Origin of the sequence: Microcoleus sp. PH2017_34_RAT_O_A (assembly GCF_020737885.1) — a bacterium.
In the GTDB taxonomy this organism is placed as follows: Bacteria; Cyanobacteriota; Cyanobacteriia; order Cyanobacteriales; family Microcoleaceae; genus Microcoleus.
The window spans coordinates 1-21796 of the sequence record NZ_JAEQDD010000061.1; the positions used below are offsets into that span (position 1 = coordinate 1).

17 protein-coding genes are annotated in these 21796 nt (G+C 46.5%); 10 read left to right on the forward strand and 7 right to left on the reverse strand.

Annotation, left to right across the window (positions count from 1 at the left end; translation table 11 throughout):
• Positions 1 to 332 precede the first annotated feature (332 nt).
• A complete protein-coding gene (locus JGK11_RS20445; RefSeq protein WP_293196836.1) occupies positions 333 to 1709 on the reverse strand; it encodes a cytochrome P450 in 1377 nt (458 codons plus the stop codon).
• A gap of 89 nt (positions 1710 to 1798) precedes the next feature.
• Positions 1799 to 2404 (reverse strand): hypothetical protein, encoded by a 606-nt coding sequence (locus tag JGK11_RS20450; RefSeq protein WP_293181050.1) that lies wholly within the window; start codon positions 2402 to 2404, stop codon positions 1799 to 1801.
• A gap of 817 nt (positions 2405 to 3221) precedes the next feature.
• Between JGK11_RS20450 and JGK11_RS20455 the strand changes: the two genes are divergently transcribed.
• From JGK11_RS20455 to JGK11_RS20475, 5 genes are all read left to right on the forward strand, one after another.
• Complete coding sequence (locus JGK11_RS20455) at positions 3222 to 3800, forward strand: COP23 domain-containing protein (protein ID WP_293181053.1); 579 nt, start codon at positions 3222 to 3224, stop codon at positions 3798 to 3800.
• A gap of 11 nt (positions 3801 to 3811) precedes the next feature.
• A complete protein-coding gene (locus JGK11_RS20460; protein WP_293203224.1) occupies positions 3812 to 4471 on the forward strand; it encodes a serine protease in 660 nt (219 codons plus the stop codon).
• Between the two features lie 2 nt (positions 4472 to 4473).
• Entirely contained in the window at positions 4474 to 5712 is a 1239-nt protein-coding gene (locus tag JGK11_RS20465; protein WP_293212629.1) for a COP23 domain-containing protein, read from the forward strand.
• A gap of 14 nt (positions 5713 to 5726) precedes the next feature.
• Positions 5727 to 5984: a hypothetical protein gene (locus tag JGK11_RS20470; RefSeq protein WP_293181062.1), complete on the forward strand. Its 258-nt coding sequence runs from the start codon at positions 5727 to 5729 to the stop codon at positions 5982 to 5984.
• A 93-nt stretch (positions 5985 to 6077) separates the two neighbouring features.
• Complete coding sequence (locus JGK11_RS20475) at positions 6078 to 8291, forward strand: phosphoketolase (RefSeq protein WP_293212631.1); 2214 nt, start codon at positions 6078 to 6080, stop codon at positions 8289 to 8291.
• A gap of 238 nt (positions 8292 to 8529) precedes the next feature.
• Here the strand turns inward: JGK11_RS20475 and JGK11_RS20480 are convergent, their stop codons facing one another.
• The 3 genes from JGK11_RS20480 to JGK11_RS20490 all read right to left on the reverse strand — a co-directional run bounded on the left by JGK11_RS20480 (position 8530) and on the right by JGK11_RS20490 (position 10610).
• Positions 8530 to 9618, reverse strand: a complete 1089-nt coding sequence (locus JGK11_RS20480) for a tetratricopeptide repeat protein (protein ID WP_293181068.1) — start codon at positions 9616 to 9618, stop codon at positions 8530 to 8532.
• Between the two features lie 320 nt (positions 9619 to 9938).
• A complete protein-coding gene (locus tag JGK11_RS20485; protein WP_293181071.1) occupies positions 9939 to 10193 on the reverse strand; it encodes a hypothetical protein in 255 nt (84 codons plus the stop codon).
• A gap of 123 nt (positions 10194 to 10316) precedes the next feature.
• Positions 10317 to 10610: a hypothetical protein gene (locus JGK11_RS20490; protein WP_293191035.1), complete on the reverse strand. Its 294-nt coding sequence runs from the start codon at positions 10608 to 10610 to the stop codon at positions 10317 to 10319.
• Between the two features lie 475 nt (positions 10611 to 11085).
• On the opposite strand from JGK11_RS20490, the gene JGK11_RS20495 reads away from it, so the two are divergent.
• Positions 11086 to 12018 (forward strand): LysR family transcriptional regulator, encoded by a 933-nt coding sequence (locus tag JGK11_RS20495; RefSeq protein WP_293181077.1) that lies wholly within the window; start codon positions 11086 to 11088, stop codon positions 12016 to 12018.
• A gap of 164 nt (positions 12019 to 12182) precedes the next feature.
• On the opposite strand, the gene JGK11_RS20500 is transcribed toward JGK11_RS20495, so the two are convergent.
• Positions 12183 to 12830 carry a Uma2 family endonuclease gene (locus tag JGK11_RS20500; RefSeq protein WP_293181080.1) on the reverse strand — a complete coding sequence of 216 codons (648 nt, stop codon included), beginning with the start codon at positions 12828 to 12830 and terminating at the stop codon, positions 12183 to 12185.
• A 132-nt stretch (positions 12831 to 12962) separates the two neighbouring features.
• Entirely contained in the window at positions 12963 to 13655 is a 693-nt protein-coding gene (ispD, locus tag JGK11_RS20505; protein ID WP_293181083.1) for a 2-C-methyl-D-erythritol 4-phosphate cytidylyltransferase, read from the reverse strand.
• A gap of 170 nt (positions 13656 to 13825) precedes the next feature.
• Here ispD and JGK11_RS20510 point away from each other — a divergent pair, with 170 nt between their 5' ends.
• The 4 genes from JGK11_RS20510 to JGK11_RS20525 all read left to right on the forward strand — a co-directional run bounded on the left by JGK11_RS20510 (position 13826) and on the right by JGK11_RS20525 (position 21607).
• On the forward strand, positions 13826 to 14788 hold the full coding sequence (locus JGK11_RS20510) for a glycosyltransferase family 9 protein (RefSeq protein WP_293181175.1): 963 nt from the start codon (positions 13826 to 13828) through the stop codon (positions 14786 to 14788).
• 256 nt (positions 14789 to 15044) lie between these two features.
• Positions 15045 to 15224, forward strand: coding sequence for a hypothetical protein (locus JGK11_RS20515; RefSeq protein WP_293181086.1), 180 nt, complete (start codon positions 15045 to 15047; stop codon positions 15222 to 15224).
• 753 nt (positions 15225 to 15977) lie between these two features.
• Entirely contained in the window at positions 15978 to 17927 is a 1950-nt protein-coding gene (locus tag JGK11_RS20520) for an efflux RND transporter periplasmic adaptor subunit (protein ID WP_293212651.1), read from the forward strand.
• 527 nt (positions 17928 to 18454) lie between these two features.
• Entirely contained in the window at positions 18455 to 21607 is a 3153-nt protein-coding gene (locus JGK11_RS20525) for an efflux RND transporter permease subunit (protein WP_293212633.1), read from the forward strand.
• Positions 21608 to 21796: the final 189 nt, after the last annotated feature.

Genomic DNA, 21796 nt, shown 5'->3' on the forward strand with positions numbered 1-21796 from the left:
AAGATTGCTGGCATTGCCAACACGCTTCCGACCTTTGCTGAATAACAGGGTATGCATATGTTTTTAAAGTATGGCAGGCAAGTCTTCTAGATATCAAGAGGACTATTGCAATCACCCACTTTTACTTTTTGGGTATGTTTGCAAGGCTTCTACTATTTTAGACTGGAATTTTGAAATTTGAGGGCGGTGATGGTTACAGGTTAAGGATTCTAGCTATTTTTATGTAGCACTCGCTACATAAAAAAGGCGGGTCGATCGCCCGATCGGCCTAAATTGTTTGCATTCAAAGAGCAAAAGTGCGATGGCTGCGCCCCCGCTTGGGTGCTGCGAGTTCAAACCCCAGTAGCAACAGGTTCAGGCATCTGCTGCCGCATCCGTCGCCCCAGGAAGGCCATCCGCACACCGCCCGCCGGCCCTAAAGTCACCCCTCGGCGTTTGGCTTGTACGGGCTTTTTCTCGGCTAAGGTTAAGTCGAAATCGCGCAAAATGGTTGCGATCGCCAGTTTCATTTCCAACTGCGCCAGCGCTAAGCCGATACAACGGCGACTACCGCCCCCAAAGGGCAAATATTCGTAAGGCGAGAATTGCCTCTCCAAAAACCGTTCAGGCTTGAATTGCAGCGGTTCTGGATACAAATCTTCCCGGCGGTGGGTTAAATAAATTGAGCCGAAAACCACCGTACCCGGTTCGAGTTGATGGCCCATTAGTTCCACGGGTTCCCGCACTACTCGCGGAAATGTCAGCATTCCCACTGGGTAAATTCGCAGTGTCTCTTGACAAACTGCACTCAGGTAAGGCAAGCGGGAAATCTCCATTGGGTCGGGGTTTTCGCCCAAACTGTCCAATTCTTGCAGCAGTTTCTGGCGTACCGAGGGCAAACTGTGAATCCAGTAAAAGGCCCAAGCTAGCGCTGTTGCTGTGGTTTCGTGGCCAGCAAACAACAGCGTCATTAATTCGTCGCGCAATTCTTCATTCGTCATTGGTTCGCCGTTTTCGTCGCGGGCGGCCATCATTAAGCTGAGAATGTCGGTACGATCGGCATTTGGTTGCTGTTTGCGCTCTTCTATTTCGCCGTCCATCAGTTCGTGAATTTTTTGGCGCTGCTGTTTCATGCGTCCCCAAGGACTCCAAGGGCCCCAATCTTGCTGCAACCAGGGCAGAAATAGGATACTCGATCGCACCGGAGAGCCGGTCATATCGATAATTGAAGCCAGCAGCGGGGAAAGTTGCTGCAACCGCGGCCCTTCATTCAGTCCGAAGACTACTTGCAAAATTACCCGCATGGTGATTTCCTGCATGGCTGTGCGGGCGACAAAAGGTCGATCGACCTTCCACTTGCTAGCAACATCTTGGGTAATATCGCAAATTTGCTGGCCGTAGTTTCGCATCCGTTCCCCGTGAAAGGGTGGCATCAATAATTGACGTTGCCGTTTGTGCTTTTCTCCGGAGATTACAATCATCGATTGTTCCCCCAGGACTGGTTTGAGAATACCGTTGATATCGCCTGGAGCATCAAGCGCCTTGCTGTTGAGCATTTCCTGGATCGCTTGCGGGCTGTGGATCATCACGAAGGGTTCAAGGTTGCCCCATCGAGTCGTGAAAATCTCCCCGTACTTTTTGGCGTTGCCGTCCATGTATGTCAGCGGATCGCCAATCCATTGAATTAGCTGCAAGAAGCGGGGGGTTTTGGGACCGTCAGGTAGGGTCATAAAAATTATGGCGCTGTTAGAGGACGCGGGTAACATCCATAGGAATCCCGCAGAAAGCGGGTTGTACGCTCTCCCATAATTTTAAGAGATTATTCTCGAACGGTACTCACAATGTCCTGTCCGAGCTCTGTAAAACGGACTGTTTTAATTTGCCAAGGAGCATAACTGGTTAGGGTTTGGCGCACGCCTCCGAACAAACCTAACATCTGACAGCTTGACAGATTTTGCAATTTCTGGCGCGAATTCCCTGAGGCCCGTAAATCTACGGTAGCGATGCCGAGGTCGCGATCGATTTTAAGCCGATAACCAACTAAACCCAGACTAGCGAAAATCTCCTGCTTTAATACTTCATTAACGGCCGATGACATTAACTGGTTATCTGGGCCTGTAACTGTTGCTGGCTTCAGACTTTGACAAAGATTGTCTACCTCATAAACCGTAACTGTAGCTGTGCTTTCTGGTACTTTGGTACTCGGTAAAACCGAGCTAACAGAGTTAGAGGGCTCCGGTGGGGCCGATCGACTATCAAGTTGATTGCCGGTTAGCTGTAGGTGCGGGAACTGACGGGTTCTTGCTGAGGGTTGGCTCTGGTTTTCGGCTGATTTAGCTGCTGCATCGTAGCTAGAACAACTGCTACCCCCGATCAAAATTAATCCAGTCGCTAAATACCCGAACTGTTTGCAGATAAGGTTCATAACTTTTTAATACTCAACTAAACGTCAGTGTAGGTCGGGCAGAATTTTGGTGGTAGCAAGCACTTAATCCCTAATTACACTCACTTAGAAGTATTTCCGCAGTATGAAGACGAAAATAAGTTCAGAGTTATTGTTTAATAGTCCGGACAGTTTTTAGATCGCAGCCTGAAACCCTTGATTTACCCGAAAGCGTATCGTGTGCCTCGTTAGCGTAGCCCTCGCAGAGGATCGCCATGAAACCCTTATTCTACGGTCGGCAATCAAAAATGTCCGAAATGTTGCTTGCTAATACCTTTGTTTTAGTGTTAAATAAGACAAGAGGGGGTATCTCCCCTCATTGGTGCAACCCTGCCATCTCCGTATCTCCGCAGATCGACCTCGCGATTTAAATCGCAAGTTAGATCAAATACCTTGTCAGTGGTGTGATGTACCCCATGCAAATTTAGCTATCCCAAGGTCTGAGGTAACAGCCTCTTTCCGGTTGGCGAAAGCTTGAGTTTGATAGTAGTAATGACGACAGAATTTAGAGTTGGCCACGTATTGTGGCATGGTTCAACAACCGCGCCGAAAGCACCGCGATAAGGAATGTACAAGTAGCGAACAACATACAGAAGATTTCAGCAAACTGAAGTACAAAAAAAACTGGTTTCCGTAAGGCTGCACCTGTGAGTGTCGGCCATGATTCCGAGTTTCTGATGTGCAGTCGATCGAGCTGAAATTTGCTGTGATTTGGATCTCTAATTAACTTGCGTATCAAGATTATTATCGCAGAATCAGGTGCTTTTTGTAACAAATTTACTAAAAATCGAGCGAAAACATGATCGAACAGCAATTAACAAAAGTTTTGGCGACAGCAGCGATCGCCCTGTGCGCTCTGACAGTGGCTTCTGCGCCAAGTTATGCCCGGCCGACAGTGGGGGAAAGCGGATTTTGGTGCAGCACCTCGACAGGTGCGCCGGTGACGCTGTACCAAAACCCTCAAGGTGCAGTAGAGCCTTGGATTGAGTGGACTTCTGATTATTTTTCCGGTTCGGGCTACGATCCGGCAACTCGGTGTCAATTGGTCAGCCAACGCCTCGAAAGCTATCGCCGCAACCGAATGCTGAGGTACATTACCGTTGGTCAGATGAACGGCCAAAATGTCATCTGCACGGCGAATCAAGTCAATGGTGTGTGCCAAAATTTGATTTATACCCTGCGGCCGGGCCAAGACCCGATCGGCTCTTTGTATAATTTGTTAGCTTGGCGTCAAGGACAGGTGGGGATGCCCTCTACGGAGGAAAGCAGCCAAATTCCTTACATTGATGTGAGAGAAAAGCTAGGGGAAAAACTAGGGGAAAATATGGGCGATCGGGCGCAACTGCCCCCTTTTTCTGGGCCCTCGGAACTGCGGTAAAGACTGGAAAATTGCCAATCTCATTGCCAATTCCCGGGGGTGACGTGGAAAACTTGGCGCGACAGGCGACGATACGCATCAAGACCTCGAAATCCTCGGGTTCTGGGGCGATCGTCCAGCGCCAGGGACAAACGTATACTGTGTTGACTAGCTGGCACGTTGTGGCTTTCGACAAGGGCGATCGCACAATTATCACGAGCGACGGCCAGATCCACCAACTGTTGGGAGTTCCGCAGCGACTGGGCGATACGGATCTGGCGATCGCTAAATTTCGCAGCGCGATCGAGTATAAAGTAGCGCCGATTGGCGCGCAGCAGCCAGCGGTGGGAGAGCCGCTGCTGGCGGCCGGATTCCCTGCGGAGACTGGGGCGTTGGCCGTAGCGCAGGGGTTCGTAGAACTGCTGCTGCCAAAATCTTTACCTGAAGGCTATAGCTTGGGCTATACAAATGAGGTTAAAATTGGCATGAGCGGCGGCCCGATTTTTAATGCCAAAGGTTTCTTGGTTGGGATTAACGGTCGAGGTAAGTATCGAGATCCCGGTTTTGGCGTCTATGCTTTTGAAGATGGAAGTGAACCGACGCCGGAATTATTGGAAAAGATGGTTAAATCTAGTTGGGGAATTCCTATCAGTACATATTTGCAGTTCGTCTCGTCTCATGTGGAGAGTTAGCGATGAATTCGTGGGGTTTGCGGTTTGATGCGCTGACAGTCATTTTGACCGGTGCAGTAACGGCGGCAGCAATTGTCGGCCCACAATATGCTGCTTGTGCTAAAACAGCCCAAGAAATTGCAGAGGTAGCGATGTTCACAACTGTAGAAGTGAACAACACGCTGGGTTTTGCGGCTGGTGGCTCAGGAGTAATTATTGCTAAACAGGGGAATATTTACACTGTTCTGACGGCGAATCACGTAGTGGCAAGTCTCGCCCAAGAATACAGCATTCGCACTCATTCGGAAAAAAGCTATACAGCAATCAGAATACAGCGACTCCCGAAAAACGATCGCGATATAGACTTAGCTTTGATCCAGTTTCAGAGCCGAGATCGGTATCCAGTAGCGCCGATCGGTGAATCGCAACGTGCTGTTGTCGGTTCTACTATTTACGTTGCTGGCTATCCGCTACCAGTCGCCTCTGGATCTGAAAGAAAACTCGAATTTACTGCTGGTATTATCTCTTCTCGCGTCGGTCGCGCATCATCCGGGTACGGATTGCGCTATCAAGCTGTGACAAGGCGTGGGATGAGTGGCGGGCCTGTATTTGATGCTGATGGCAGGGTTGTGGGAATTCACGGCCAGGGTGATACTGTTGGTACGGTGCAGAGCCAGTGGAACGGTCAGACTGAGGAAATTAAAACTGGGTTGAATGCTGCAATCCCGATCGATGCTTTTACGGCGTTGCGATCGCAAACCAAGCCTAACGGGTTTGATATTCTCAGCAATATTGCCATCAACCGCAGCTCTCCCCAAACTCAACCGAATCTCCAGCGGGGGGGATTTGTGTGCGATACCTCAACAGGAGAACCAGTGACTGTATATCAAAATCCCCAAGGGTTTAGAGAGCCTTGGATTCGCTGGAATTCTAATTTCTTTTCTAGTGCTGGCTACGATCCTCTGACTCGCTGTCAACAAGTGACTCAACGCCTAGATAATTATAACCGCAACAAACAGCTTAATTATGTCACTGTCGGTCTGGTAAACAATCAAAAAGCGATTTGCACGAGCAGCCGGATTAACGGGCCCTGCGAAGGTTTGATCTACACGTTGCGTCGCGATCAAGATCCAGCTCCTGCACTTAGCACTTTCTTCGTTTGGCTGGCGAATCAAAAGGCTAGACCGTCTCTTTTTGAAAGCGGCGCTCCGATTTATATTAATCTTGGGGAACGACTAGATGTAGATATTGCCGAACCCTAAAGAAACAGTTTGTAGTGCGGACTTCAGTCCGCTTTATGCTGCGGACTGAAGTCCGCACTACAAACCTTACTTATTGGAGTCAATCGATCGGACGCGATAGAAAGGTTGCGCTCAGAGTAAAAAAAGCAGATAGCCTTTCGGCTTCGCTCAAGGTAAAAAGAAGGAAGACGGAAGAAGGAAGAGGGAATAAAATTAATGGTTTCAGCAATCAACAAAGTTGTCACCGTTTTGGGGATTGCTATAAAAATTTGAGATATTTGACAGATTTATGATTCGACATAGCAGAAGTGATGATTTTTTGCAACACAAAAGCTATAAAATTACTGTTACTTAATCCAAGTCAAATTTTTCAGGTATAAAGAAGCATGACTGCAACTACGCCGAAGGCAACGTCAGCAATTCCTAGTTTTTGTGAAGGAATCCAGTATTTCTCGGAGAATGTGCCGGGTTTTGAGACTTACGGGAAAACACCTGCGATCGCCCAAGGAAGCAATTCGATCGCCGATCCAGCAGATCCAGCCGCCGTCTTTCAAACGATGCTCGGAGCAGACGCCCTGCGCTACTTAACGCTGCAAATCACAGCCAGCAAGGCATCGGGACATCCGGGGGGTTTTGCCAGCCAAGCTGAGGCCTACGCTGCGTTGGTGATGTTGGGACACAAGAACATTGTCACCGAAGTCGGGCACCACGCGCCAGGATTTTATAGTGCCATGTTTCTCGATCGATCTTTAGAAGACATGGGAATTGTCAAAGTGCAGGAAGCGCGCGATAAATTCCGCGAAAAAGACGGTTTATTAGGACATCTTTCCGGCTTCATTCCCGGCCTTTTAGCACCAGCAGGCCCCCTCGGACAAGGACAGCATTTTGCAATGGCGGGCGCACTTTTGCACCCCGACAAACTGTTTGCTTTCACAATGGGCGACGGTGGGATGGGCGAACCCTATCCGATGAGCAGCATGGGACATTTTCACACAGCTTATCCGAAAGCTACTAACTTTTTGCCAGTGTTAGTTTGGAACGGATATTCCCAAGAACATCACAGTATGGTTTCGACTAAAACCAATGCTGAAATGATTGCTTATTGGCAAGGAAACGGTTTTAAAGAAGTCATCTTAGTTGACGCTAAGGAATTTGATGACAAAAATCAACCGGAAGCTTATGTTGACAGCACGGCTTTTTCCCTCGAACAGCGGATGGCATTTACCAAAGCTGTTTTAGAAGGAGTTGACAAAGCAGCCAAATCTGCTCTCGGCGGCAAATTAACTGTGTTTATTATCAAACAGTTAAAAGGTGCAGGCGTACACGCATTGGGTGCAAAATCTCACAACCTTTATCCGAAAGATACGCTGGATGCTCCGCACATTGTCAGCGCCTTAAAACAGCGGGCTTTGACTGCTGAGGCATGGCAGTTGGTGCGGACAAATTGCGAGCGCGCGGGCGGCGGGCCTGCTGCGAAAACCGTTGTTACTGAGTTTACATTGCCGCTGGCAGATTTGGGCGAGTTGCCTTTAGAAGAATTTGCGGTTGGTGGAGAAGCGAAGATTTCGACAACTGCAATGGGACGTTTGGTGGGAACTGTCGGCGAGCGCGATCGCACTTTTCTTGTCACCAATGCAGACGGCAACGAAGCATCGGCAATTGCCAACATCAACCAAGCTCTCAAAATCATTCACCCGACGACGGATGATTTGTACAATCAATCGCCCAACGGTCAAGTTTACGAACCTTTGAGCGAAGATGCTTGCGCGGGTTTGGCAGTAGGATTGTCGCTATTTGGAGCGCGGAGTTTGTGGTGTTCCTACGAATCTTTTGCCATCAACGGTTTACCAATTTGGCAAACTGTAACGCAAGCAATGGCAGAATTGCGCCGTGCAACTCCGGCAACTGTCACCTTATTTACAGCGGGTGCATTGGAGCAAGGCCGCAACGGTTGGACGCACCAACGCCCGGAAATTGAGGCTTATTTTGCGGCGATGATGCGTAACGGAAATGTGTTTCCTTTGTTTCCACCGGATGCTAACAGCATTCAAGCTTGTTACGATTGGGCTTTGAGTGCCAGAAATAAGGGAGTTGTGATTACTGCGAGCAAGTCGCCGCTGCCAATTCGTACTACTTTTGCACAGACTCGCCAAGGTTTAGAAGATGGTGGAATTGTGTTGCACGAAACAACCGGAAATAAGAAAGTTGTGTTTGCTGTTGTCGGCGATATGACTTTAACGCCGGTGTTTGAAGCGGCGGCATCATTGGAGAAAGAAGGCTTGGGAGTGCGGATTGTTTCTGTTGTGAATCCCCGCCGTTTGTACCGTTCCAGCGATGTTGCTTGGAATACTTGTTCGGAAGCTGACGGTGGCTTTTTGAGCGATGAGAAATTTGCCGAAATGTTTGGTGGAGATGCCTTGATTGGCGTGACAGGCGGTGCTTCTGGGATGTTGGAGCCGGTGATGCTTCGCAGCAATTGTCCGCGCGATACTTTCGCTTGGAAGCGGGGGGAAACGACTGCTAGTGCTGGTGAGTTGATGGCGTTTAATGGGTTGACGGCTGATGCTTTGACGAAAAGGGCGATCGGGCTAGTTGGTTAGGTTATAATTTTCAAGTCTCCCGGTTTGTTACCGGGAGATTCTTAAGGATTGAAAAGGTATGTTGTTGCGATGCAAGCGCTGTTTAATAATCCAAGAAAGAGCGCTTAAGCGCAACTACGTACCAAGAAAGGTATGTTGTTGCGATGCAAGCGCTCTTGAATAATCCAAGAAAGAGCGCTTAAGAAAGAGCGCTTAAGCGCAACTACGTACCAAGAAATATGATAATTAGATCCTGCGATTATTGTGGCAAAGACTGCCCGGACGACAATCGTTTAATGCCTTCCATCGCCGTAGTTTCTCCAGCTTTATCGCCGCCATCGCGGGCAATTTTCAAAGCTCGCTCGTAGGAGTTGAGAGCTTTAGGATATTGACGGAGACTTTCATAAATCGCGCCCATATTGTTAAACAAGCGTCCCATACTTGTCTTGTCACCGATAGCTTCAAACATCGGTATTGCTTGCTGAAAATAGATCAACGCTTGAGTATCTTTGCCTTGTTTGCGACAGGTAAGTGCCATGTTGTTGAGGAGGCGGGCGACGCCAGCCCTGTCTCCGATTTCCCGGCGAATTGCTAAGGCTTGATGGTAAAATTCCATCGCTCTGTTAAAGTCGCCGATGTTGTAATAGACGCCGCCCATGTTATTGAGGGTACGGCCTAAATCGCGCCGATCGCCCTCTGTGGTGCGAATCGTCCGCGCTTGCTGGTAAAATTCGATCGCCTTTGCGTAATTTACCTGCTCTGCGTACACTGCCGCGATGTTGTGAAAAGATTCTGCTATTTGAATTTGGTCGTTGGCAATTTTTGCAAGTTCCAAAGCTTCTTGGTGCAGTTTCATCGCTTCGTCAAAATTGTCCGCAAGTCGGTTGACGAAACCGATGAGATTGAGAGTGTGGGCAATGCGGGGCCCTTCGCCGATTTCTCGGTGAATGGCTAAAGCTTGTCGCAAAACTTCCAAAGCTTTGGACTGCGAACCCATTTCGGTGTAAACTTCCCCGATATTGTTGAGGGTTTCTCCGATTCCCGGTTTGTCGGCTAGTTGCTTGCGAATTGCCAAAACTTGCTCAAAAGTCTGGATTGCTTCTCGAAACAAACCCTCACGGTGCTGTTTGACTCCTGTTTCAAAGAGTTTGTCTGCTTCCGTTTTGGGATCTGTTGCTTGGGCACGCGGGGCGAAGCTATCCCGTAGGGAATCGCCCGATCGAGCTGGCCTGGCATTTATAATAGGGGCAAATGCCCGAGCGTCTGAAATTTCCAGCAAGCTGAGTGCGGGCGATACCACAATACTTATAGCTGCGAGATAGCTGAAGCGGTAAGAGTGGCAATACACCGATCGAGTCCTCCAAAAGCCCATTTATAAATAAGATAGACCTCTTTGGGGTGTTTCTGCCAAGTTTTTTTCTGTGTCGCTAGCCTCTGATACCAGTTTCAACAAAGAATGCAACTTTAACCAAGTTGCAAACTCATGCACAAGCAGTCAATTCCACTTCTTCAATCCAAAATCGAAAATGGCTTGGCTTGGCTTATGTCTTACCATAAAGAATTGGTTGAAAGCCCGCCCGATCGGGAGAAATTAAAATCAGACTATTCATTACTCCAATACTCGGACTTAAGGGTAGAGGTAGCTCTCAAACTGTCAACTGTCAACTGTCAACTGTCAACTGTTGAACAGACTGCCATAATCAGCGGCATATAGTTGAGAGCGGAGATGACAGCAAAGTTTTTGCTCGGTGGAAGCGATATTTTTTCTGGACTGTGCAAGATGATGTCCTGTTTGTCAACTGTAATCCAAGCAATTCCTGACAAGACTTGAACTTCTCGATGATTTTGAGGCAACCTATACACCTCGTTTTTCATGAGGATTATGCGATCTGGCGCTGCACATTCGGAATATCTTTGAAGCATAGCATCTCCTTTGGAATTAATTATCCAAAATCAACAATTTCCCCGAATTTTCTGGCGGGCTGGTTTATCAAAATCTTGGCTGCTCGCAAACAATCGAAACTCCCCCACACAAGCAATAATCTACTATTGGCAATAACGCCGATCGATCCAAGCGCGTATTTCGTCATCTGTCGCCGCGCTCTTAGAGCGACCAGTCGCGCGATCGCAACCGTGCCAGCAAGTGTTACCATTGCGATCGCAGGTTTGCCAAATTCTGACCTCGTTTTCGCCAGCAGCGGCGGTGAGCAAACCTTGCCAAAGTTGATTGATAGCTGAAAAGAGCGATCGGCTTTTTGGCTTTTTGGCATATTTAGCTCGCTCGTTAATCGAAACAACGCTTGTTTTTTCGGGATACCGCACTTTTTCGTAAGTTGACATAACAAACACCTTCAAATTCTTAATTAAACAAAAATTGCACAATCAAAAATCGCAGCTAAAAGGAAGCAATAACTTGCTCGCAATTACAGCACTTTTGATAGCTCTGCAACTCCTGTACAATTAAATCTTTTAGCTAATATATCCACCCTAGCTCTGGGCAAAACAACAATCAAATCATTACTTGCATAGGTTGTATGAATAAAATCGATAGATAAATATATCAACCGCACCCGACAGTTAGTAGGACGTTATTAATTGCTGAAAACCTTGCCTTCGAGTCCTTTTTCCTGGGAGCATCTCAGTTTTTCAAGAAGCATTTTTTAAAGAGCGGACTAAAGTCCGTACTACGAACCTTTTTTGAGCGGAACACTGTAAATGCACAACTGAGATGCTTCTTTTTTCCTTCTTCCCTCTGTCAACTGTCAACTGTCAACTGTCAACTGTCAACTGTCAACTCTTCCTTCTAGGAAACGCTATGAATGACATCAACACACGGCGGATGAAACTCTCCCAGATTCAGGCTTTGATAGCAGTAGCCGACTGTGAAAACTTTAGCGAAGCGGCTTTGCAAATGGAACTTTCACAATCCGCAGTCAGCCACGCCATCGCCTCTTTAGAAACAGAATTGGGTGTGCAATTGTTCCATCGGGGGCGACACGGTGCTCAACTGACGCCGGTGGGGGAAAGAGTGGTGCTTCACGGGCGTCAAATTGTGCGATCGTTAGAAATGATGGTAAAAGAAGCGGATTTAGAGAAAGGTTTGCAGGGAGGCCAGGTGCGGATAGTGACGTTTCGCAGCGTCGCAACTCATATCCTACCGGGTATTATTGCTCAATTTCGCGATCGCTTTCCCAAGATTGCTGTCAGCATTACCGAAGTGTATTATACCCAGGCTGTGGAGGAAGCTTTGCGATCGGGCAAAGCAGACATCGGCTTTGTTTCTCTTCCCATCTCAGATGAATTTGAAAGTAGAGAAATTTTGCGGGATAAATACGTTGTGTTGTTGCCACCAACTGCTAAATTATCAAGTGGAAAAATTACTTGGGAAGAATTAGCAAATCATCCGCTGATTTTGCAGCCGCCGGAAACTGCTTGTTCTATACCGCTACGCAAATATTTAGCAACTTCGGATTTCCCCTTAAATATCGCTTACGAACTCAGCGAAGATTCAACTATCGTCAGTATGGTGATGGGCGGTTTGGGTGCTACAATTATGCCGCGTTTGGCGGCCGAACCGATACCTGCTGAGGTAAAAGTTTGCAGTTTACCAGCGGCTTTTGAAAGGGTAATTGGAGTGGCTGTTTTGAAGGATGCGCTGTTAATTCCGGCCGTGTTTGCGTTTTTGGATTTAGTTAAAAGTGCGACAGAGATTGAATATGATACTGATTTTCCGATTAATCCTTCATGATAAACCTAAGTTATTGGTTATTGCATAGATTTGGATTTTTTGACCGCAGATATCAGCGAATGAACAAGGATGAACGCGGATGGGATTTTATCTGCGTTTATCTGCGTTCCTCTGCGGTTAAAAAAAAATATAGCTCCATAATTACGAACAACCAATAATATGAATCAACCATCAGTGCTCTCTCTCACCCAGTTGCGTAAATTCACCTCCGCTTCTACCTCATCTACCTGTGCTGCCGCCAAAAATTCGTAGAGCTTGGACTTGGGGAGAATCGGAAAAGTGGGGCTAACAGATACTTCCAAATACTCATCATTCTCCAGCTTATAAATTCGCCATTCTCTACCATCGTACCGCCACAACTCCGGTACTCCCATACTGGCATAGAGAGCAGGCTTGTTAATATCAGTATGGGTGATATCTATTTCTACGACTAAATCGGGTGGCGGATCTGTTGCTAAATCTACTGTACGACCGGCTACGAGGGGCTGATTTTGGATGTAATAGGCATTATCGGGTTCTGCACCGCGCTCTAGATCCGATCGATCGAGGGTTGTCGAACCCATTGTTTTTATCTTTAAACCTAGTTCTCTCACCAAAATCCGAATCAAAAACTCGATTAAGCGTGCTGAAAATTCGTGTTCTTCTAAAGGCATGGTAATTTCTAAAGTCCCTCGATCGAATGTCAATGTAGCCGCTCGTTTATCGCCCAAAATCTGGAGCAGTTGTTGATAACCCTCCCAAGTAATATCTCTAAACACCACTCGCTGTTCGCCTCGGAGTAACGGTGGTGCGATCGGCGCAACAGAAATCATATTTTTTTACTTCCAGCTATGATATTTCTAGGATAACAGAAGGAACAGGCTTTCCGGCCTGTTCCACAATTAATAAAATTATTGATTGTGGAACGGGCCGGAAAGCCCGTTCTTAAAAATAGTCAACAAATTTTATTTACTCTTATCTGTTCTCTGCCGCAAAATAAATTCAGCTAGCGCTAAATCAACGGGCGTTGTAACTTTTAAATTTGTCTCTTCCCCCTCCACAATTTGCACTGGTAAACCGCATTTTTCAAACAAAGCTGCATCGTCTGTAACTTCCCAACCTTTCTCCCGCCCTTGTTGGTGACACTGCTTTAACAATTTCACTTCAAATCCTTGGGGAGTCTGGGCAGCCCACAAATGGCTTCTGTCCGGTGTGTCTCGCACGATTCTAGACTCATCCACCACCTTAATCGTATCCTTGACCGGGACGGCGACAATCAAGCCCGGACAGCTTAAGAGAGCTGCTGAAGATCGATCGAACAATTCAGGAGTTGCTAAACACCTGGCGCCGTCGTGAATCAACACGCGATCGGCATTTGGCGGCAAGGCCTGCAAACCGTTGTAAACTGACTCTTGCCTGGTAGCCCCTCCTTGAATCAGTTCCACGGGCTTGAGCAAAGCTAAATCGCCCAGAATTGCCTTAAAATCAGGAAAATCTTCAGGCTGGCCCATAATGCCGATCCAGCTAATCTGCTGCGAAGCTTCAGCGGCGGCCAAAGTCCAACTCAGCAAAGGTTTTTCCAGCAAAGTCAGCAGCAGTTTGTTCCGCTGACTACCCATCCGTCGCCCCGAACCCGCCGCAGGAATTAATAAGTGCATTAACTAACCCTTCTTCACCCAACTAGGTATATATTAAAAGCGTCCTGTAATTTTCAGTCAGTTGTTTTGCTGTCAGCCAGTAGCTTTTAACGTCTTAAAATACTATAAGCTGATAGCTGAAAGCCGATCGCTGAGAGCTACCTCGATAGATAATAGCCCGATCGTTTATGATGCGAATACTAGCACTTGTCCCAGGCGGGATTGGCGACCAAATTTTATTTTTCCCTACCCTTGATGACCTCAAGCAGTCTTATCCTGAGGCTCAGATTGATGTCATCGTGGAACCGAGGGCGAAGGGCGCTTACCGAGTCTGCAAGTCTGTCAAAGAAGTCTTGACGTACAATTTCAAAGATCGCAATGCGATGGCTGATTTGGGAAATTTACTGGGCGTAATTCGCGATCGCGAATACGAAGCAGTTGTTTCTCTCGGCCAGCGGTGGACTGTAGGACTTCTGCTGTGGCTGACAGGCATTCCCCAGAGAGTTGGGTATTCTGGAACCAACGGCGCTCGATTTCTCACCGATTCGGTACCTCTGAAAACAGACCAGTACGCGGCTTCAATGTACCACGATTTGCTCCAAGGATTCAACATTAACAATCCAAGTCCTGCGATCGCAATTAGTGTACCAAAACAGGATATTCAGTGGGCGGAAGCCGAACAGCAGCGGTTGGGAATCAAAGAAAGCGGTTACATTCTAATTCACGGCGGTTCGAGTCAGCTAGCTTTGTCTAAAGGTATTGACAAAATTTACCCAATAGACAACTGGCAGCAAATCATCAAAGACTGCCAGCAGCGGCAGCCAAATTTACCCGTTGTGGTGGTGAAAGGGCCCGAAGATGAAGCCTTCGTGAAAAAGTTAGTCGAACTCTGTCCGAGTGTAAAAGTTATCTCGCCGGATGATGTCGGCAAGTTGGCGGCCACCATTGCTGCTGCTAATTTGATGATGTGTACTGACAGTGCGCCGATGCACTTAGCTGTGGCGGTTCAAACTTATACAATAGCTTTGTTCGGCCCGACTGAACCTGCAAAATTGCTGCCCAAGAGCGATCGCTTTTTGGGAATTAAATCTCCTACTGGTAAAATGGCTGACATTTCTCCTCAAGAGGTTTTGAAGAAAGTTTGGGGAGGCTAATTTAAGAGGGCGGGTTTTGTACGGGAATTATCTGTTGTCTGGAAGTTGGCTTGCTTAACCCGCCCCTTGTATAGTCTTTATCAAAAAGATGAGGCAGAAGTTTAGATTTTAGATTTTAGATTGAGGGATTGAGGGATTGAGGGATTGAGGGATTGAGGGATTGATTGGTCAATACTTCATCTTTCGCTCGCTCCACTATATACTGAAAAACTGCGATTATTCTCCACCGCGAAGAAGCTTTATTGAGTGCATCTCAATGCAAGCAAATATATCTGTAGGGGCGAAGCATGACCGCAATCAATATGGGATTATAACTAATAACTTATATCCGGTCATGCTTCGCCCTCTTCAAAAACCAGATGCACCCACTTTATTGATGGCTGAAGATACTTTCAAAAAGTCGAAACAGCCGGAAACAAAGAAATTAGATCAATAAATTTTGAATTCGGAACAAGCAGAAATTGAGCAAAGGAAAGAGTGGCACCAAGCTTAGTACAAGCAGTAATTTAGCTCCACCAAGCAATATGTGACACCAAGCCACAACACAAAACAAGTGATAGGAATCACAGGGTGTCAATTGTTCAGGAAATAATTGCTTCACAAAAGCCTGAAATCTAGCTAATAAAAAAGTGGTAACAACCTTCGTATAACATTAATATAGCTCGAACAGGGCTGTCAGAAGTTGTCTGAATTCACATCATTTCATTTTTTACGTAAAAATACTGTAGACAATTCAGCAGCGCTACCTCTAAAGTATGAGAATCACTACAAAGCTATATACAGGGGTAGTCAATGATCTTGAACAGCTTGGAATCAAACACAACTCATAAATCAAAGGCAGCCGGGGACGAGTTCATGAGCATTTTAACAAAGAAACTTGAAGCGAAAGAACTTGAGAAACGAGCAAAAAATCTACAGCGCAATTCCTTGGGATTAGGTAAAACTTATCTTCGGATTTTAGAATCTGGAGGGTATCTGGGCTGCTGAGCCGAAATTTCATCCTAATTTCATTTGGCAGTGAAAGACTAGGTTGAGGAGATAAATTTTAGCTCTTGGTCATTGCTTAGCAGTCGTTTCTTGAAAAATGCTAATAAGTAGCTCCGGTTAATTCGGTTGACTTACTTCTTTTGGCAAAATACCAACCGCTAAGCCTGTGGCACTCAACCTCATTTCCTGGAAAATGCCAACGATGATATTTCACAAATATTCTCAATCTCCGGCAATTATTAGCAGCTTTTCAATAACTTTGTTAAGCCTAATTTTGCTAAATTCTCCTACCGCAGTTTTCGCCCACGCGGGACACGGAAATGAATTTCACCAAAGCGGCGAAACAACTCAAACTCCTGCTGCTATTTCTGTAGATGCCGAAACAGCAAAACGGTTGGGAATTAAAGTCTCTCCGGCTACCCGACAGCGACTAGATATCGGCATCAAAACCACAGGACAAATTGAAACTTTGCCAAACCAAAAGGTAGAAGTAACGGCTTCGGTAGCTGGCAAAGTGGTAGAGTTGTTAGTTAAGCCTGGAGACAAGGTATCAAAAGGTCAACCGGTTGCGGTTTTGTCGAGTTCAGAATTAGGACAGTTGCGCGTTGAATCTCTCTCGAAACGAGCGGAAGCTGAGGCAGATTTGCAGCAAGCACAAGGCGATTTGAAACTAGCACGAGAAAATTACGATCGCCAAATTCAAATCTCTGAAGCAGAAATAATACAAGCCCAAACTCAATTAGCAGCAACAACTCAACAGTACAAGCGAGAGCAAGAATTAGTCAATCAGCGTTCTGTTGTCAAAGTTGCTAAGGAAAATTATCAACGTCAGATTGAAATAGCGCAAGCAGAGATAGCGCGGGCGGAAACTGAACTGACTGTGGCTAAGGAACAGTTCGATCGCGATCGCGAGTTAGTTGCGTCAGGGGCGATCGCGCGGCGTACAATGCTAGAGTCGCAATCTCACTTCGCCGAAGCTAAAGCCAATGTTGCCAAGGCAAAAAGCCGTCCCGAAGTTATTAAAGCCGAAACCGAAATTAAACAAGCCGAAGTAGATCTGCCGGTGCGGGAATTGCGCGATTCCCAAAGCAAGGTAGCCGAGGCAAAAGCTCAACTCACCAAGGCTCAGAGCCGCCGGGAAGTGCTGGAAGCCGAGAATCAGGTCAAACGCGCCAAAACTGCCGTCGCAGTCGCTCAGTCGCGCATTCGCTTAGCCGACGCAGCCTATCAAGCGCGGCTGCAACAATTAGGCACTGTTGCGAACGATCGAGGACTTGTCACCGTAATTGCTCCGATTTCTGGTACGATTGCCGATCGCGCCATCACCCCAGGAGAGTCTGTAAGCGCTGAAAAACCGTTGATGAGCGTCTTAAATGACAGCCGGGTTTTTGCCACCGCCAACATCTACGAAAAAGACTTGAATCAGGTAAAACAGGGCCAGGAAGTCAGGGTGAAAGTTGCTAATTTGGGCGATCGTATTTTCAAGGGAAAAATCACCTTAATTGGCTCATCCGTGCAAGGAGAAACGCGAGTTATCCCAGTGAAAGCAGAATTAGATAATAGTAACGGCGAGTTAAAGCCGGGATTGTTTGCTGAGTTGGAAATTTTAACTAACAAAAATGTTACTAATGTTTTAGCAATTCCGATTACAGCGGTAGTAGATGTTAGCGGTAAAAAAACCGTTTACGTCCAAAATGGCGATGCTTATCAAGCGGTTGACATTGAAGTCGGTCAAACTGCGGGGGATTTAGTAGAAATTAAGAGCGGTTTATTCGATGGAGATTTGATTGTAACCCAGCGGGCGCCTCAACTTTACGCACAATCTCTGCGAGGCGGTAGTAAGCCATCAACAAGCGAGGAAAAGAAAGAGGTAAGTCCTAAGGTAACAGAGGTTAACTTTAATAATTTGCCTGTGTCTTTATTGTGGGCGGGAGTTGGGGGAGGAATTGCGATCGCATCCTTGACTTTCACAGCCGGGGTATTTTTGGGAAAACGGCGCAAATTTCCAGCACTAGCAGCATCTCAAAGTCATGCCAAAAATGGTTTTTCTACCTCCGCAGTGGCAATCAATGCGAGTAAAGTAGATGAATTGCCGCATGATGACAACCACCGTGTTAAAAGCCAGGAGGCAGAAACCCAGAGTTTAAAGTAAAATTTTTGTTTACAAGTAATCACCTTGTCTGAGAGTTGATTCATTTATCTGCATCTAGAAATCTGTGCGATTCTTCTCGATCACAAATATACATCATAGGTTTTTTACGCCCTTTGAACTGAGCGCGCATGATTACTCGTTTTGAGCGCTTTGGCGGGACTGGATTGTAGTCTGTTTCGCCAAAGTTTTTTAGAGTTTGTGAGTATTTGTTGGGTGCTTTCATAATAACTATGATGAACATTCGATTGGTTATTTAAAGGATTTGTAAGGTGCGTCGCTACGAGATTGTCGTTTTTTTTGAGGATTGTAGATGGCGACGCACCCTACAGCTACTGACAGCTTACATAACCCTTAAACCAAGAGGGCTGAAGCCCAACAACGTCCGCGAATCTTTCTGAGAACCGCTATAACTTATAAATCAGACTTAAAAGAGAAACGATTTCATCCTAATTTCATTCTTGGGTGTCAATCTAGATTGAATGGCTATTTAACTGTCAACTGTCAACTGTCAACTGTCAACTGTTTAAATGTTCAGCACTATTCTGAGATGGGTAATTAATCGCCGCTGGCTAGTCGTTCTCGCCACCATTATTATTAGTCTTTGGACATTATATATCATCCCCAAAATGTCCCTTGATGTCTTCCCACCTTTTGCGCCGCCGCAAGTCGAAATTCAGACAGAAGCACCGGGCCTCGCACCGGAAGAAATCGAGTCTTTAGTAACACTCCCGATCGAAAGTGCGATTAACGGAACTCCGGGAGTAACAGCAGTGCGATCGTCTTCGGCTGTCGGCATTTCTGCTGTTAAGGTAATCTTTGATTGGGGAACCGAAATATATCAAGCCCGCCAGTTGATTACAGAAAGATTGCAACAAGCTCAAAGCAAACTCCCGGCTGGAGTAGAAACACCACAAATTTCTCCGACAACTTCTCCGGTTGGTTTGGTAATTACCTATGCTTTTACATCAGAAACTACTCCGCTGATGGAAGTGCGCCGTCTGGTAGATTGGCAAGTCACAAATCGCCTTTTGGCAGTGACTGGTGTTGCTCAAATCGTGGCTTACGGCGGCGAACAAAGGCAGTATCAAGTATTAGTCGAACCTGCTAAGCTAAAAGCTTTTAATGTGTCCTTGCAACAAGTTGCAGAAGCGGCGAAAGCTGCCAATGTTAACGCACCGGGAGGCTATTTAATTACACCGGATAAAGAAACGTTAATTCGAGGCGTGGGGCGGATTGAATCGGTGGCAGATTTGCAGCAATCTGCGATCGCCTCTCGTCAAGGAACACCCGTCAGAATTGGTGATGTCGCTGATGTCAAGATTGGTGCTGCAATCAAGCGGGGAAACGGCAGTTTTAACGGCAAAAAAGCTGTGATTGTGATGGTAAACAGACAGCCCGTTGCCGATACTCCGACGGTAACGAAGGCGGTTGAGGCGGCAATGGCTGAGGTACAGCAAGCTTTACCTAAGGATATTAAGGTGACAGTGACTTTCCGGCAGGAAGAGTATATCAACTCTTCGGTGGAAAATGTGCGATCGGCTTTAGTGGAAGGCAGTATCATTGTCACCATCATTCTCATCCCGTTTTTGATGAATTGGCGCACTCTGACGGTGGTTTTGCTCGATTTCTTCCTAACTTGGCTGTTCGGGCTGCTAGCGATGTATTGGCTGGGTTTGGGATTGAATACGATGACTTTGGGTGGTTTGTCGGTGGCGATCGGCACTGCGATCGACGATGCGATTGTTTATGCTGAAAATACCTACCGCAATTTACGAGAAAATACGGCTTCTGAGCATCCGCGCCCGGTGATGGATGTGATTTTTGATGGCTCTCAAGAGGTGCGCGATTCGTTAATTGGAGCAACGGTAATTGGGATTGTGGTGTTTTCGCCGATTTTTACTTTGCCGGGTGTAGAAGGTCGAATTTTTACGCCGATGGGGATTACTTATTTGGTGGTTGTGGTGATTTCTAGTTTAGAATCGCTGTTCGTTTCTCCGGCGCTTTGTGCTATTTTATTGCCGAACAAACGCATGAGTGCCAAGGAACCTTGGTTGCCGAGATTTTGCAAGCGCATCTATCACTTTTTTATCCAATTATCAATGCGGTATTCAGCGATAGTTTTAGTTTTAGCTGCTGCTAGTATGGTGGCTGCTTTAGTTATTTTGCCTTCCTTTGGACGGGTGTTTTTGCCGGAGTTTCAGGAGCAAACTTTGGTGAATACTATTCTGCTTTATCCGGGGGTGTCTTTGGAGACGACGGATAGCGCGGCTTTTGCGATGGAAGATGCACTTAAGGACGATCGCAGATTTGAATACGTGCAAGTGCGATCGGGCAGAGCTCCGGGCGATGCTGATGCTGCGGGTGTCAATTTAGCTCACATCGATATTGGTTTGAGCGAGGAAGGAATGAAAAATCGGTCGAAAACTTTGGAGTATTTGCGGCAGGAATTTGCGAAATTGCCGGGAGTTGCACCAAATATCGGCGGTTTTATTTCTCACCGGATGGATGAGGTTTTGTCCGGTGTCAGAAGTCAAATTGCTGTGAAAATATTTGGCCCGGATTTGAATCAACTTCGTACTATCGGTGCTCAAGTTGAAGCGCAAATGAAAACTGTGAAGGGAATTGTGGATTTGCAACTGGAACCGCAGGTGCCGGTGCAGCAAATTCAAATTAAGTTTAACCGCCAAGCTGCGGGTAGATATGGTTTGAAAATCGGAGAACTTTCGGAAATCATTGAGACTGCTTTAAATGGCAAAGTTGTTTCTCAAGTGTTGGAAGCACAGCAAACTTTTGATTTAGTTGTGTGGTTGCAGCCGTCAGCCAGAAACAATCTCGAAACTATTCAAAATTTGTTGGTTGATACCCCCCCTCTTTCCCCCCCTTATAAAGGGGGGGATGAAAGGGGGGGTAAAATTCCCCTGGCGCAAGTTGCGACTGTTACATACGGTACGGGCCCAAATACGATTAACCGCGAGAATGTTTCTCGGCTGATTGTGGCGGCGGCGAATGCGAAAGGTAGGGATTTGCGATCGGTTGTGAATGAAATTCAAGCTAAAGTCAAACGGGAGGTGCAGTTACCGTTTGGTTATTTTATCCAGTACGGCGGTCAATTTGAGGCGGAACAAAGGGCTTCGCAGAATATTATGGTGTTTAGCGCGATCGCCTTTTTGGTGATTACCGTCTTGATGTACTTGTCCGTTAAGTCGATCGCTTCAACTGCGATGATTATGATCAATTTGCCGATCGGCTTAGTTGGAGGAGTAATTGCTGTAGCTTTGACTGGCGGTATAATTTCCGTCGCTTCCCTGGTTGGGTTTGTCACATTATTCGGCGTAGCTACCCGCAACGGCTTGCTGTTAGTAGACAACTATAACTCTAAATTTGCTGAAGGAATGCCCTTTCAAGAAGCCGTTGTTAAAGGCTCGATGGAACGCCTCAACGCCATTTTAATGACCGCTTTAACTTCAGCTTTGGGTTTAGCACCGTTAGTCTTAGAAGGCGGGCCAGGAAAAGAAATATTACAACCTTTGTCGATCGTAGTTTTAGGAGGATTGTTTACTTCTACGGCGTTAACTCTGTTAGTTTTGCCAGCCTTGTATGCTCAATTTGGGAAATTTTTACGACCTCAACAACCTGAGCCTGTTGCTGAAGATGAAAAAACTGGTTTAAGTGTTTTTTAGCAACGATTCGGGCTATTGCTGAAGATTTTTTGATGATTTTCCTTGACAAGCGAATTTTTTCATGGTACCCGCCACGTGATTTATCCGTGGAATCAATCCCAAATCGAAAATCCTCAAGCCCCCGAATTTATCCGTGGAGTCGCCTCTAAAATCTAAAATCTAAAATCTAAAATCTAAAATCGATTGACG